At 38.3% G+C, this 15,980-nt stretch carries 11 protein-coding genes; 3 read left to right on the top strand and 8 right to left on the bottom strand.

Annotation, left to right across the window (positions count from 1 at the left end; genetic code table 11):
* Positions 1-246: 246 nt before the first annotated feature.
* From ACFIME_RS05505 to ACFIME_RS05490, 4 genes are all read right to left on the bottom strand, one after another.
* Positions 247-1,479: an acetyl-CoA carboxylase biotin carboxylase subunit family protein gene (locus ACFIME_RS05505; protein WP_375684624.1), complete on the bottom strand. Its 1,233-nt coding sequence runs from the start codon at positions 1,477-1,479 to the stop codon at positions 247-249.
* A gap of 236 nt (positions 1,480-1,715) precedes the next feature.
* Positions 1,716-2,336 carry an EamA family transporter gene (locus ACFIME_RS05500; protein WP_375684636.1) on the bottom strand — a complete coding sequence of 207 codons (621 nt, stop codon included), beginning with the start codon at positions 2,334-2,336 and terminating at the stop codon, positions 1,716-1,718.
* A gap of 80 nt (positions 2,337-2,416) precedes the next feature.
* A complete protein-coding gene (locus ACFIME_RS05495) occupies positions 2,417-3,622 on the bottom strand; it encodes a DUF6421 family protein (protein ID WP_375684623.1) in 1,206 nt (401 codons plus the stop codon).
* A 125-nt stretch (positions 3,623-3,747) separates the two neighbouring features.
* On the bottom strand, positions 3,748-4,170 hold the full coding sequence (locus tag ACFIME_RS05490; RefSeq protein ID WP_375634453.1) for a hypothetical protein: 423 nt from the start codon (positions 4,168-4,170) through the stop codon (positions 3,748-3,750).
* A 646-nt stretch (positions 4,171-4,816) separates the two neighbouring features.
* On the opposite strand from ACFIME_RS05490, the gene ACFIME_RS05485 reads away from it, so the two are divergent.
* Entirely contained in the window at positions 4,817-5,599 is a 783-nt protein-coding gene (locus ACFIME_RS05485; protein ID WP_375633843.1) for an ATP12 family chaperone protein, read from the top strand.
* A 34-nt stretch (positions 5,600-5,633) separates the two neighbouring features.
* Here ACFIME_RS05485 and ACFIME_RS05480 read toward each other — a convergent pair whose 3' ends face one another.
* The 4 genes from ACFIME_RS05480 to uvrA all read right to left on the bottom strand — a co-directional run bounded on the left by ACFIME_RS05480 (position 5,634) and on the right by uvrA (position 12,124).
* Positions 5,634-6,179 (bottom strand): hypothetical protein, encoded by a 546-nt coding sequence (locus ACFIME_RS05480; protein WP_375621407.1) that lies wholly within the window; start codon positions 6,177-6,179, stop codon positions 5,634-5,636.
* 156 nt (positions 6,180-6,335) lie between these two features.
* Positions 6,336-7,745, bottom strand: coding sequence for a type I glutamate--ammonia ligase (glnA, locus tag ACFIME_RS05475; RefSeq protein ID WP_375662437.1), 1,410 nt, complete (start codon positions 7,743-7,745; stop codon positions 6,336-6,338).
* A 59-nt stretch (positions 7,746-7,804) separates the two neighbouring features.
* Positions 7,805-8,143: a P-II family nitrogen regulator gene (locus ACFIME_RS05470; RefSeq protein WP_375662436.1), complete on the bottom strand. Its 339-nt coding sequence runs from the start codon at positions 8,141-8,143 to the stop codon at positions 7,805-7,807.
* Between the two features lie 1,065 nt (positions 8,144-9,208).
* Entirely contained in the window at positions 9,209-12,124 is a 2,916-nt protein-coding gene (gene uvrA / locus ACFIME_RS05465; protein WP_375684622.1) for an excinuclease ABC subunit UvrA, read from the bottom strand.
* Between the two features lie 330 nt (positions 12,125-12,454).
* Between uvrA and ssb the strand changes: the two genes are divergently transcribed.
* Both ssb and gyrA read left to right on the top strand, forming a co-directional pair.
* Positions 12,455-12,961 carry a single-stranded DNA-binding protein gene (gene ssb / locus ACFIME_RS05460; protein ID WP_375617760.1) on the top strand — a complete coding sequence of 169 codons (507 nt, stop codon included), beginning with the start codon at positions 12,455-12,457 and terminating at the stop codon, positions 12,959-12,961.
* 230 nt (positions 12,962-13,191) lie between these two features.
* Positions 13,192-15,975: a DNA gyrase subunit A gene (gene gyrA, locus ACFIME_RS05455; RefSeq protein ID WP_375684621.1), complete on the top strand. Its 2,784-nt coding sequence runs from the start codon at positions 13,192-13,194 to the stop codon at positions 15,973-15,975.
* Positions 15,976-15,980: the final 5 nt, after the last annotated feature.

Below are 15,980 nucleotides of genomic sequence, written 5' to 3'. Positions count from 1 at the left end.
GAATTAAAACCATTGTTTGTGCAGAATTTTAGTTGCTTCTTTTAATAATGATATCATGTGTTTTAATAAATATGAAAATATTGTGTTGATTTATTTTTATCTACTATAGCATTTTTCAAATGCTTTAAAAAATTTGTTCATCTGATAAACAGATTTAAAATGAGAAAATCCTACGATATCGGCGTTCTCATTCAATATGAATAACGATAAATTATCATTATAAATCAGTATTTTGCCATATGATGCTTAAGGTATCATCGAGCCATTTATGGTAATTGCGTGCTTCTTCGTTTGAGTTATGAACAGAGAAAATAAAACCAGGATATCCACCAAATGCTGGTGGAGGTGGTGAAATGTGATTGGTTTCAAAAAAATGATAGTTCTGGCGGTTTGAGGATGCTGTGCAACCTTATCTAGACCTGAAAATCCAGAAAACCGTCCATACCCATGAAGAGGAATAATATAATTTGCCGCCACTTTTTTAGCTAGGAGTATATCGGGAAGGTCTAAGTTTTTTTCAGCTAAAGCGGCATTCATACATAGTTTTGCAAATGAAATTCCTGTGCCTTGCTCAGCAATAAAATGGGAAACACCTGATCCACCTATACGAGCGCCTATCTCAATGATATAAGGTAAATTATTAGCATCTAGGCGTAGCTCTACATGGGCAGCTCCCATATTTATACCAAGAGCTTTAACTCCAGAGCATGCAGCCTCACATAAAGCAATAATTAAAGGATCATCTATATCACAGCGTTGACGATAAATTGTTTCTTCAAACCATGGTCCCTCAGGCTGTCCCTTGTCTCCAACGGATAGAACGTGTACACCTGCTGTATCAACAAAGCATTCTACGACAAACTCTTTTCCTGGCAAATACTGTTCTACGACTAAACCTACAGGTTTATTTTTATCATTAAAACGTGCCATGTCTTTATGCTGAACATTCCATACGGCTTTAATGAGATCAGGAAGTTCGGTGGAATTTTTAGCTAACATGACGCCTGCACTTGCCCATCCAGAGACGGGTTTAATAACGAGTGGACAGTCTAAGGCATGTACTTGTGATAGGTCTTCTGGATTATCTATATAAAAGAATCCTGGTGTTCTTAAGCCTGCTTTAGCAAAAGCTTGACGCATGAGATATTTATTTCTGGTTAATGCTGCTACTTCTGGTTCAATACTTGGAGTATTGATTTTTTTTGCAGCCAAAGCTGTCCATAGAATGGCTTCTTCGCGAAGGGTCATAACCCCAGCAATATTGCGTTCTTTTGCTCCTGTTGCAAAAGTGTCTAGAGCTAGCTCTGGGTTATCAAAAACAGGAAGTTGCCAAGTTGAAGTGACTGCTGCGGGGTGTTGAGTGGGAGCGCTTTCAGCGGTATCATAGATCATTACTAATTCGATATTAGCTGCTTGTGCTGCTTCAAATATAAATGGTAATTTTGCATTGCGCTGGCAAACTAACGCGAGTTTTTTCATTTTGTTTCCTTATTAAATTTGGAGTTTTGAGAATGGCGTTTATGTTGCCATGTAGATACCTTTGATGCATCTATAAATAAGAGTGTTATCCCTATAACAACTACAATCATAGCAATTATTTTGATAATGTTGAGAGAAGGGCTCGAGTCGATTATCCATTCACATGCAACCACTGCAAAAGGGGATAATACGCCGATAGTGTTGGCGTATAATACGCCTCCTTCGGCTAAAACTTTTTAGTATAATACGTAAACTGGTGCCGAGCAAACAGTTCCTAAAATCAATATTTTAAATATATCTTCTAACTTAAGATATAAGAGTGGGGCAGGATCAAAAATAAATAATGGCATAAATGATGCTGCAGAAATTGTCGTGATCCAAGCCAGTGAGGTGAGCAAAGGTAGATTTTTAAGATAACGTTTAGACAATAAGCCATAAGCAGAGTAAGAAAGGGCTGCTGTTAAAGCAAGAGCTATTCCTATTAGGCTGTATCCACCTTCTCCACTGTTTATATTGAATACTACAGCTGCTACACTGACAATTATCACTCCACTAAGCTTCAGCCATGAGAATTTAAGGACATTTGTCAATGCACCTAATATATAAGTAATTCCTGGAATAGTAGCGAGCACCATGGTTAAATCACTGGCTTTGAGTGATTTTAATGCACCAAAGCTGCATACAAAATACAGCGAGAATCCTAACACTGATAGAATTAAAAAAGAAGGTATCATGGAAAGCAATGGTAGGGATCTGAAAGCAGCTTTCTCACGAAATACTGCAATCAGCCATAAGGTGGCAGCGGTGGCAAACAACCTAAGTCCAACCGCATGCATGACGGGTATATTGCTAACCAAATTCTTAGATAATAACCAACTTATGGAAAACAATGCTAGAATGGCAAAAGTAAATAATAGTAACCGTCCTTTTATAAAACTCAATGATTTAATCCTCTAATCACTCGCTGTGCATAAGATGATGTTGAAAAATTAAATCGTGACTGTGAAGTTTGCGGCTTTCCAAGATTATTTTGGATATAATCCTTAGCTCTTGCCAAATAAGCGTCATCATCTAATGCTTCAAGTGCTTCTATATCTGCTATCATCAATATTATTACTTTTTCAAGACGCTCCAAATCAAATTGAAGATAACCTTGATTTGTTTCAATCAATGCTTTGTTCCGCATCAATATTTCAAAAAGCAAGATCCCTGTAGCAGCATCGAATGTCATATGCTGATCAGAATCTTTTGGATAACGGAATATGCGTTCTAATAGGACAAATTCAGTTATTTCTTTCCAAAATTTTGGATGATTTTGTAGCATAATACGCACTGTAATTAAATCAACTTTAGTTTCTTCTAGAAGACCAGTGAACCAATTTAATTTTATATATAGATTTTTATCCAATGGCCGCGGTCCAGTATGATGTCCATAGTCATGATAATAGCCCCACAAACAGCGAGCATCGTAAATGTCTTCTTTAGATAAGTTTCGACTATGCAATTGACCGAACAGGAATTTACTATCACGGCCGAGTAAACGTTCAGCTTCCACAATTGTTTGCTTATTGTAAATATCAAAGAATTTACTGAAAAAAAACAAAGCAAATGCTTGCTTATCAATTTTTTGAGCAGTCGCTACAGATTCTGGGAATAGAACAATGCAATTGCCTTCTAAAAACCCCCTTGACGCTAGTCCCATTTTTATACATTGAAAAGGTGATAGATAATTATTTGTATATTTTGAGGCGTCAGCAAGATAGGCCGTTTCATGACGATATCCTGTAACTAATTCCAGCCGGAATCCTTCTGGATCAGGTCCATTTGTTGCACGCATTGGAGCCAAGAAAAACAAGGGAGCATCTGGTAATGGGGCTTTGAAAGCAGCCAAAGTGTTATCAAATTGAGGAGGGGTCGTTAAACCGCTGATCATCCACTGATGAAGATCATCAGAAATGGTCGCTAAAAGTTTTGGAGATAATCCGTCAAGAATATTAGCATGGTGGTTCAGCAGAGTGATCAATTCATTGATCATATTATTATCTGCTGAAGTTGGTTCTTTAATGCTCCCATCTCGTTCTTGGCGCATACGGAATTTGTCAACTAAGTTAACAATGGAAAGAAGCGCTTCAGATTTTTTCATGATTAGTTGACTTTAGTGAGTGGAGCAAAAAGGCCATTGGCACTTGTCCAAAATTTTCGACAATACTCAGCCTATAGCGATTTGCCGCAACCGATGTTGTGATACAAGCATCGGCTTTTTCAGCCTTACAAAGAAACGGCTGCATCAGCATTGCTGTTGGCAAATACTTTGTCATATTGATGAGCTACCAGAGATTGCGGGGCAGGATGAGTCGCTACGGTTTTAATTTCATCAATGTTATTGCGTTTAGCTAAAACCATAGAGTGAGTAGGCATGATAAAGCTGTCAAATAATTGCATATCACCTAAACGGGTAAATATGAGTGTATGCAAATCAGGGTAAGCAGCACAGCTTAAGAGATATCCATCCTTTTTCTGAGCAAATTCATTAAATGCTTCTTCAAGAGTTGCGTATAAGATAATACGGGATCTCGAGTCAGTGAACAAAACACTTCTATTGTGATTGTCAAGCCACCACTGTGCTGCTGCTGCACAGTTAGTATCTGCAGGGCCAAGTGTATAGATAAAAGTATTATTTTCAGATTGCATGATCTCTATTCTTTATAATTATATGCCTAAATTTAAACTATTGTAATATGTAGAGTATATCAAGCACAATGCGTTAAGTAATTTAGTGCTTTATAAAATAATGTATATATGAAAGAAAATTTACAATTATAATTTTGTCTGTTCATTATTCTATCATGCCGTAAAACATTGTCTTTTAGGGGAGTAATTGAGCAGAAAAATTCTATGCAGGGTATTTATTGGATATGTTAGAGAATTATTGGAATGGTTAAGCGAAGGTGAATGACACGTAAACCGTACTGCTCTATCATTTTTTGGATGAGCAGCGTTTTTGAATCTGTTCATATTGATAATACTATTATAGGTGAATAATAAGCAAATTGGTAAGGCGTGAACATCTTTGCCATAAAACTCAATATATTTAACTTCTTAATTAAGATAATACTTTTAAAAATTGTTTTACTATTATGATTGTATTAAATATATAAAAGGCAATCATCATTGTCTTGTTTGTAAAAGAAACATGAAATATAACTCTTAAGTTAGATTGAGATTGGCAAGATTTTTTTCTTCTTTGGAATCGTTAAGAAGGTCAGATTAAACCTTATTGAAGCTACAGAACCTAAAGAAACAGTCGCTTTCTTGAAAAAATCAGAGGTAAACAAATATGCGTGAGATTTTGGATCATTTTGATATGCCATTGAATAAAAAGAGTTCTGTTCAAAAGATTCAAAATCTTTCATTCCAATCACACCCAAAACGGTTTTATAAGCAAGTGAAGATCGCTTGTGAGGAGGGCGGCTTTACGATTTTGTTGGATGAACGTCCTGTAAAAACGCCCGCAAGGCGTCATTTTCATGTGCCAACAGAAGTGTTTGCTGAATACGTTGCTCAGGAATTTGAGAACCAAAAGCACGTTGTTGATCCTGCAAAAATGCCGATGACGCGTTTGGTTAATACTGTTATTGATGGTATCGCTGATGATATGCAGGCGGTTTTTGAAGATTTATTGCGTTTCGTTGCATGTGATATGATCTTTTATCGTGCACAGACACCTAAAGAGTTGGTGCAAAAACAATCTGAACAATGGGATCCTTTATTAGATTGGGCAGAAAAAAAACTGGGTGCGCGGTTTTATTTGACAGAAGGGCTGATGCATGTGGAACAATCACCAGAAGCACTTCAAGCTGTGAGTCATTATTTACGTAGAGTTGAGTCTGCTTATATGCTTGCGGCACTTCATATGATGACAACATTAACGGGATCTGCTCTCATTGCTCTTGCTGTTGCTGCGGGAAACATTGATGCTGATCATGCTTGGTCTATTGCCCATTTAGATGAAGATTGGATGATGGAGCAATGGGGAACGGATAAAGACACAATAGCACGCCGTGCTCATAAAAAAGTTGAATTTAATGCTGCTGCTACAATTGTTACAACTTGTTTATAGGGGAAAATCTTTTATTTACGTGCATTCTTTTCGCTCAGAGTATTTTTGTGACTTTTTGAGGATTGGTTTTTACTTTATCAAGTCCAGGAAATAGTTCATTGGTTATGGTTAAGAGCGCTTCGTCATTGCCACGGATAAAATACCATTGGTTATCGTGAAGTAGGGCAATAATTTCAGTTTGAATAGAGCATTTTTTTCCAGCATTTGTTGTGGTTACAAGCTCCACGGGTATAACAAAATAAGGGGTACCATTATCAAGGGTACCTTCACGTTTTTGTTTTTGATCAATGTTGATTGTTTCAATCTTGTAACTTTCTGCCAACCGTTCTATTTGGCTTTTCATGATTTGTAGAAATTGTGATTGATTAAGATTTTTTTTGGCGGTTAAGCGGTTGATGACTTGGGGAGGAATAGCATTTAAGATGGCATTTGCATCGGCATTTTTAAGTGCTTTACTATAAGCAGATGTTGCTTTCTCAAGAGTTGTAAGTTTTTGGTTGGTTATTGTATGTGCTTTAGTTGTTGATGTGATAAAGACAATGCATAAAAGAACGGGAACGAGAAAACAAATTCGCGGCATTAGAAACCTTTGTTAATTCATTTAAAGAGATTCAACACATTATAAAGGAAAAGCGGACGAGCAAAAAGCCTCTTGCGCTTTTGCATGAGAAGAATATCCACAAAAATGGAGGCTTTTGCCTCCATTTTTAAAATCAAAAGAATGCGTATTGATTGTTTAAACAGAATAGTACATATCAAATTCAACAGGATGGGGTGTTGTTTCGTAACGCAAGACTTCTTGCATCTTTACTTGAATGAAGGAATTAATCTGATCATCATCAAAAACGTCGCCAGCTTTAAGAAAGCCACGATCTTTGTCAAGTGCTTCAAGCGCTTCACGCAGGCTTCCTGAAACAGTAGGGATTTCTTTAAGTTCCTTTAAGGGAAGATCATAAAGATCTTTATCCATAGCATGTCCGGGATGAATTTTGTTTTTGATACCGTCAAGACCAGCCATTAAAAGGGCTGCAAATGCCAAATAGGGATTTGCTGTTGGGTCTGGAAAACGAACTTCTACGCGTTTTGAATTTGGTGAGGAGCTCATAGGAATACGGCAAGATGCAGAACGATTACGTGCTGAATAGGCAAGAAGAACAGGAGCTTCATAACCAGGAACCAAACGTTTATAGGAGTTTGTGGATGGGTTGGTAAAAGCATTTATTGCTTTTGCGTGCTTAATAACACCACCGATAAAAAACAGACAGGTTTCTGATAGTCCGGCATATTCATTTCCTGCAAAAATGGGTTTACCATCTTTCCAAATGGAAATGTGGACATGCATTCCAGAGCCGTTATCACCAAAAACTGGTTTTGGCATGAAGGTTGCTGTTTTCCCATAGCTGTTTGCTATTTGATGTACAACATATTTAAAAATTTGCATCTTGTCAGCCTCGCGAACAAGTGTATCAAAACGAATACCCAATTCATGTTGGCCTGCTGCTACTTCGTGATGGTGTTTTTCGACCTGTACGCCCATATCCTTGAGTGCTGTGAGCATTTCAGAACGCATATCTTGGCAGGAATCAATCGGCGGAACAGGAAAGTAGCCTCCCTTTATTCGTGGGCGATGCCCTAGATTTCCTGTTTCATATTCCGTATCATCATTAGAGGGAAGTTCACTTGAATCGAGTTTAAACCCTGTGTTGTAAGGGTCCGTTTTATAGCGCACATCATCAAAGATAAAAAACTCTGCTTCTGGACCCACATTGATTGTATCTCCAATGTTTAAAGATTTCATATAAACCTCAGCCCTTTTGGCGATAGAACGAGGATCTCTACGATAAAACTCACCAGAGACAGGATCAAGTACATCACAAAATATGACCAAAGTAGATTGAGCAAAAAAAGGATCAATATGTGCTGTTGCTGGATCTGGCATTAAAACCATGTCAGATTCATTAATTGTTTTCCAACCAGCAATTGAAGAACCATCAAACATGACACCATCACTAAAAGTATCCTCGCTGATCTCTGCGATATCCATTGTAATGTGATGCAATTTTCCTCGTGGATCAGTAAAACGTAAATCAACAAAACGGATTTCGTTGTCTGTAATCTGTTTGATAATATCTGATGCGGTTGTCATATTCAATTTCCTTAATATGGCGTTGAGGTGGATAAAAAAGTGAATTTTCTCGTTATTTATTAAAGGGCATCGATACCGGTTTCGTCCGTGTCTATACGAATTGCATCATCAATGGAAAAGACAAATATCTTTCCATCCCCTATATGTTTGGTTTGAGCTGCTTTACGTATTGCATCAACAGTTTGTTCCAGTTTTTCATCGGACACAACAATTTCAATCTTTACTTTAGGTAGAAAGTCAACAACATATTTCGTACCACGATAAAGTTCTGTATGTTCCCTTTGACGACCAAAACCTTTCGCTTCTGTTACTGTAATACCATGTAACCCAATTTTTTGAAGCGCTTCTTTCACTTCATCAAGTTTGAAAGGTTTTATAATGGCTTCAATTTTTTTCATGCTGAAATTATCTCCAACGTTATTTTGTCTTTTTAGACTGCATCACATTATATTGACAACTGTAAGATGTCCAACAGATACTTTGTGCACAAAAAGTCGAAAATAATGATACTCTAAGCTCTTTTAGGAGAGTTTCTTTTGTAGAATACAGCCAAATACTGTTTTTTGGGAAAAAAACTTACAATTCTTATACAAGAATTCAAATAATATAATAAAAGAGTTTTGTTTCTTTTTTGTTAGATAATATCTTGACTTATAAGGATAATTAGACTCTCTCCACATTAAATGAGAAACTCTAATAGCGTAAGATTTTCTCATTTTAGATCTTTTTATCGTCAATCAATCAAAACGATACTTTTATATATCATAAATAGTTATGAGTGTGTGGATAACAACATTTGAAAAAAGAAATAAAATGCTTTTTATGAAAGCTTTCGATAACTAAAGGCTTTACAATATTAGGGAGTAGGGAAGACAAATATTGGAAAAGAGTGTGATGCTGCCGATTCATAAATGTAAAGATGGTGGTATACAATAATGAGTTTATCATTATAGCATTCATAGGAGCCGTCGTGAAATAGGCTTGAGAGCATTGAGAAATGTTTCTTTAAAACAGATGTGGGAATTGGCAACGCAAATATATTCCGTTTGGGGCGTTTTGTCCCTTCGTGAGGAATGTGATCTTTATTAAGGAACGCGATAAATAAAAGCGTGAAGCAATGGCAATCTTCATTATAAGATATTGCTGTGGATGTCTTTGAAAATCATAAAGATAAATTAAAAGGAAATGGAAAGATAGGAACTTATTTATACCCTTAAAACTTCGTATTCTTCCCAGTTTAGGCTGTCTGGTCGTTTCAGGTATAAACAAAACAGAGAATAAATACGCAATTATGCGCCCATTCTTATTTGATAATACGACAACTGAAACAGCTTATAAAGCGCTAAATTGTTTTTAGTCTTTGCTTCAAACATGTTGCACCACTGGAATTAGGTGTTGGTTTACAGGTAATAATAAAAGTACAGGCTTTGTTAGTATGCTGTATTTTACAATGGAAAGCGTTTCTAAGAATTGGAATTATAGAGAGATGGGCGCAGTAAAACATCTTTTAGAAATTTTCCCGTATAGGAAGCGGGAACCTTAATGATGTCTTCAGGGCGTCCAATTGCAACAATTTCACCACCGCGATCTCCACCTTCTGGCCCTAAATCAATAATCCAGTCGGCTGTCTTTATAACATCAAGGTTATGTTCAATGACTATAACTGTGTTGCCTTGCTCGACTAGTTCGTGAAGCACTTCAAGAAGTTTGGAAATATCATGAAAATGTAAACCTGTTGTCGGTTCATCCAAAATATAGAGTGTACGTCCCGTTGTTTTACGAGAAAGTTCTTTCGCAAGTTTTACACGTTGTGCTTCCCCACCAGAAAGTGTGGTTGCTTGCTGTCCTACTTTTATGTAACCCAATCCTACTTTAATGAGAGTTTCCATTTTATTATGAATAGCGGGAATAGCTTGGAAAAATTCCTCTGCCTTTTCAATTGTCATATCCAAAATATCGGCTATAGACTGTCCTTTGAATTTTATTTCTAGTGTTTCTCGGTTATAGCGTTTTCCTTTACAGACATCGCAAGTAACATAGACATCAGGTAAAAAGTGCATTTCAATTTTGATGACTCCATCACCTTGACATGCTTCGCAACGTCCTCCTTTAACATTAAATGAAAAACGCCCAGCTTTGTAACCGCGGGCTTTTGATTCTGGAAGATCGGCAAACCACTCACGAATCGGTGTAAAAGCGCCTGTATAGGTTGCGGGATTAGAGCGTGGGGTGCGTCCAATAGGGGACTGGTTGATATCGATGACTTTATCAAGAAATTCTAATCCTTCAATTTTGTCATAGCTGGCAGGAGTATGATGAGAGCCCATGATATGATGTGATGCTGCTTTGAAAAGCGTTTCAATAAGAAATGTTGATTTTCCTCCTCCAGAAACACCAGTTATGCATGTGAAGGTTCCAAGAGGAATATTCGCATTGATATTTTTGAGGTTATTGCCTTTGGCGCCGATGATTTTAAGTGTTTTCGTTTTTGATATTTTGCGTCGCTCTGTCGGCATTTTAACAGCCATTTTTCCTGAAAGGTATTGGCCTGTGAGAGAGGCTGAATTTTCTATAATTTCCTGCGGTGTCCCTTGCGCTATGATTTCTCCACCATGAACGCCCGCGGCAGGCCCCATATCGACAACATAGTCTGCTGTGAGAATAGCATCTTCATCATGTTCAACAACAATAACTGTATTGCCAAGATTGCGCAAATGGCGCAGCATTTCCAAAAGGCGTTCGTTATCGCGTTGGTGTAAACCGATAGATGGTTCATCTAAAATATAAAGAACGCCTGTAAGACCAGAACCAATTTGAGATGCCAACCGAATGCGTTGGCTTTCTCCACCTGAAAGCGTTCCTGAATTTCGAGACAAGGTAAGATATTCCAATCCTACATGATTTAAAAAAGCCAAACGTTCACGAATTTCTTTTAAAATACGTACGGCGATATTACGTTGTTTTTCTGTGAGATATTGATGAACATTGGCAAACCAATCATCTGCTTTTAGAATAGAAAGATCTGATATTTGCCCAATATGCATTCCGTTGATTTTTACAGCAAGTGCCTCTGGTTTTAAACGATAACCGTGACAAGCTGGGCAGGGCGAAGAAGACATATAACGTTCGATTTCTTCTCGAGACCAAGCAGAATCGGTTTCTTTCCAGCGTCTCTCCATATTAGGGATGATTCCTTCAAAAGGTTGGGTCGTTTTATGCGAACCAGAATTATTTTTATAGATAAAAGAAATTTCATCTCTTTTTGTACCGTAGAGAATAGCCTGTTGTGCTTCATTAGAGAGTTCACACCATTGATCTGTGAGTTTGAAACCGTAAGCTTTTCCTAATGCTTCTAGGGTTTGGCTATAATAAAGTGAATCCGATTTAGCCCAAGGAGCAATGGCGCCATTTTTGAGGGTAAGATTTTTATTGGGCACAATTTTCAGTGGATCCATTGCTTTTTTGATGCCCAGTCCATCGCAGAGAGGACAGGCGCCAAAAGGATTATTGAACGAAAAAAGGCGTGGTTCAATTTCAGGAATAGAAAAACCCGATACAGGGCAGGAAAACTTTTCTGAAAAAATGAGCCGTTTGTGTGTATTATTTTTCGACTTATGAGCAGATTCCTTTATCGTTTCTTTTTGTGCTAAGGGTTGGTCTGCCATTTCAGCAATGGCAAGCCCATTTGCTAGCTGTAAACAGGTTTCTATACTATCAGCCAAGCGAGAGGTGATATCCTTCTGTACAACAATGCGGTCTACCACGACATCGATGTCGTGTTTATATTTTTTATCAAGAGGTGGAATATCAGCGATTTCATAGAATTTTCCATCAACTTTAGCGCGTTGAAATCCTCTTTTTAAAAGTTCTGTTAGCTCTTTTTTATATTCTCCCTTTCGTCCTCGCACCAAAGGGGCCATAATAAAAATTCGCGTTCCTTCTGGTAAGGACATAATTTGATCCACCATTTGGCTTACTGTCTGGCTTTCAATAGGAAGTCCTGTCACAGGAGAATGAGGAATACCAATACGTGCAAAGAGAAGACGCATGTAATCGTGGATTTCAGTAACGGTACCTACCGTTGAACGAGGATTGCGACTGGTTGTTTTTTGTTCAATGGAGATAGCTGGAGAGAGACCGTCTATGCGGTCGACATCGGGTTTTTGCATGACTTCCAAAAATTGGCGTGCATAGGCTGAAAGGCTTTCGACATAGCGACGTTGTCCTTCAGCGTAAATTGTATCAAACGCTAAGGATGATTTCCCTGATCCAGAAAGTCCTGTTATAACAATGAGTTTATCACGAGGAAGATCGAGATCAATATTTTTAAGGTTATGCTCACGTGCACCGCGAATGGAGATATATTTTTGATGAGTCATACTTTATCCTTGGCATATGTGGCAAAAATTGAGCACCTAAAATGGAATAAAACTGTTTTTTTAGAATTATAATGTGTTTAACTGCTTTAATGCAAAAGGAAGGTATAAGTTTTGTGAAAAAAATACAAATGAGCAGCTTTTTATTCTCTCGTGGTGGAATAAACTATGCGTTTTTATCATCTTTTGTTATAATTACACTGAATACAATATTGGTAAAGGATAGCAATACCCATATTGATGGTCAATTGCGACATGTAAATTGAAGCTCAAGATGGTTATAACTGTTATAGAACAGAGTATTTTACAAATTAAAATTTTGGAGTTTATGCGATGGCTGGTAGCCTTAATAAAGTTATTTTGATTGGTAATCTTGGTGCGGATCCTGAAATCCGCCGTTTGAATTCTGGTGATCAAGTGGCAAATTTGCGTATTGCTACTTCAGAAAGTTGGCGCGATCGGAATACAAATGAGCGAAAAGAACGCACTGAGTGGCATAATATTGTTATTTTTAATGAAAACCTTGTCAAAGTTGCAGAGCAATATTTAAAAAAAGGCAGCAAAATTTATATTGAGGGGCAGTTACAGACAAGAAAATGGCAAGATCAAAATGGAAATGATCGTTATACAACAGAGATTGTTTTGCAAAAGTACCGTGGCGAATTACAAATGCTTGATGGTCGGGGAGCTGCGAGCGGGGAGCAAGGAGCAAGTCAAGGGGGGAGTTATAGTGGTGGCTTTGCCGATAGTCACTCAAATCAGAGAAATGCTTTTGGTCAAAATAATAATCAATTGGGAGAAAGTTTTTCACACAAATTAGATGATGACGTCCCTTTTTAAGAGTCTTTAAATTGCAGTATTATGATCATTTTATGGTTTGCTTGTTTCAGATTTTTGAAGTTTATCGAAGTGAAAATTGTTAATTATTATTGGTAATTTAAAATATAAATTAATAACATCTTGAAAAATATTGTTAAATTTCTTTTTTGTCATGGGAGAGAAATTAGCATTTTTGTGTATTTTTCGCTATAAATAAAGTGAAATGATTCTTTTTTGAAAGTTTTGAAATTGTGACCGATCTTACTCCACACCCAGAACGTGATGTGCTAACCGGTATTGAACCAATCAGTATTATTGATGAAATGCAACGCTCCTATCTCGATTATGCGATGAGCGTGATTGTTTCACGTGCACTCCCTGATGTTCGTGATGGTCTTAAGCCTGTTCATCGACGTATCCTTTATGCTATGAATGAGATGGGGCTTTCTTTTAATAAGTCATATCGTAAATCTGCTGGTGTTGTTGGTGAGGTTATGGGGAAATTCCATCCCCATGGTGATGCTTCAATTTATGATGCTTTAGTGCGTATGGCGCAGGACTTTTCTTTAAGAAATCCATTGATTGATGGTCAGGGAAATTTTGGTTCCGTTGATGGTGATCCACCCGCGGCTATGCGCTATACTGAGTGTCGTTTAGAAAAAGTTTCAGAAGAACTTTTAGCTGATATTGATAAAGATACTGTTGATTTTCAGGATAATTACGATGGGCGTGAGCGTGAACCGGTTGTCTTGCCAGCGCGTTTTCCCAATCTTTTGGTTAATGGGTCAGGGGGGATTGCTGTGGGAATGGCAACCAATATTCCTCCCCATAATCTTGGTGAAGTCGTTGATGGTTGTATCGCTTTGATTGATAATCCCGATATCACACTCGATAAAATAATTGAAATTATTCCTGGTCCGGATTTTCCTACAGGGGGTATTATCCTTGGCCACTCTGGTGTTCGTGCAGCTTATGAAACAGGGCGTGGCTCAATCATTATGCGTGCTAAAGTTGAGATCGAAGAAATTCGCAGTGGTCGACAAGCAATTATTGTGAGTGAGATCCCTTATCAAGTTAATAAGGCAACAATGATTGAGAAAATGGCTGAATTGGTGCGCGATAAACGCATTGAGGGAATCTCTGATTTGCGCGACGAATCTGATCGTGATGGATATCGCGTTGTTATTGAGCTGAAGAAAGATGTTGTTGCGGAAGTTGTTTTAAACCAATTATATCGGTATACGCCGCTACAAACTTCCTTTGGTTGTAATATGGTTGCTTTGAATGGGGGAAAACCCGAACAGATGACGTTGCTTGATATGCTTCGTGCATTTGTTTCTTTTCGGGAAGAAGTTGTCAGTCGGCGAACAAAATATCTTTTGCGTAAAGCGCGTGAGCGAGCACATGTTTTGGTTGGTCTTGCCCTTGCTGTTGCCAATATTGATGAAATTATAGCGCTTATTCGCAAAGCTCCTGATCCGCAGACAGCACGTGCACAGTTAATGGAGCGACGCTGGCCAGCAATGGATGTCGCGCCTTTGATTAAACTTATTGATGATCCTCGTCATATTATTCATGAGGATGGTACTTATAATCTCTCTGAAGAACAGGCGCGTGCTATTTTAGAATTGCGTTTGCAACGATTGACAGCCCTTGGGCGTGATGAAATCGCTGATGAATTGAATAAAATTGGTGTGGATATTGCTGACTATCTTGAGATCTTGGCATCACGTGTACGCATTATGTGTATTGTTAAGGATGAGTTGAGTGCTCTTCGTGAGGAATTTGCAACGCCGCGACGTACCGTATTTGGTTTTGGTAGCGCTGAGATGGAGAGTGAAGATCTGATCGCATCAGAGGATATGGTGGTAACGGTAAGCCATAGTGGCTATATTAAGCGTGTGCCTCTTAATACCTATCGTGCACAGCGACGTGGTGGTAAGGGGCGTTCTGGTATGTCCACGAAGGATGAGGATTTTGTAACGCGGTTGTTTGTTGCCAATACGCATACTCCGGTTCTTTTCTTTTCATCACGTGGGATTGTTTATAAGGAAAAAGTTTGGCGACTGCCGCTGGGGACACCCCAATCGCGTGGGCGGGCTTTGATCAATATGCTTCCCTTACAACAAGGTGAGCGTATTACAACGATTATGCCTTTGCCTGAAAATGAAGCGAGCTGGAGTGCATTAGATATTATGTTCGCGACAACACGTGGAACTGTGCGTCGTAATAAATTATCAGATTTCGTTCAGGTTAATCGTAATGGTAAAATTGCGATGAAACTTGATGAAGAAGATGAAATTCTTTCTGTTGAAACCTGTACAGAACATGATGATGTTGTTCTAACAACAGCCAATGGACAATGTATCCGTTTTCCAGTTGTTGATGTTCGGGTCTTTGCTGGGCGTAATTCTGTGGGAGTTCGTGGTATCAATTTAGCTAAAGGCGATAAAGTCATTTCGATGACAATTTTAGAGCATGTCGAGGCGACGTCCATTGAGCGTTCTGCTTATATTAAACGTGTAATGAATGAACGGCGTGCTTCTGGTACAGATGCTGATATTGAAGATATTATAACTCTTGATGAGGAAGATGGGGGTGCTGAAACAGAGTTAACAGATGAACGTTATGCAGAACTTCATGCACGTGAACAAATGCTTTTGACGGTGAGTGAGTTTGGTTATGGTAAACGCTCTTCTTCCTATGAGTTCCGGATTTCGGGACGTGGCGGAAAAGGGATTCGCGCAACAGATCCATCTAAAACAGCTGAAATTGGTAAATTAGTAGCGGCTTTTCCGGTGAAGGCGCAAGATCAAATTATGTTGGTATCAGATGGGGGGCAGCTTATTCGTGTCCCTGTTGAGGGAATTCGTACTGCTGGGCGCTCAACTAAGGGCGTTACGATTTTTAATACAGCTGAAGGTGAAAGAGTCGTATCGGTTGAACGTATTTCTGAACCTGAAGATGATACGAGTTCATTAGATGATGAAAGTGTGAAGCATTCTGATACGATTGATATGAGCGAAGAAAAATAATTTTG

The organism is Bartonella sp. AP1QHHD (genome assembly GCF_042196265.1).
GTDB lineage: Bacteria > Pseudomonadota > Alphaproteobacteria > Rhizobiales > Rhizobiaceae > Bartonella.
This window is presented reverse-complemented; position numbering and strand designations above follow the sequence as displayed.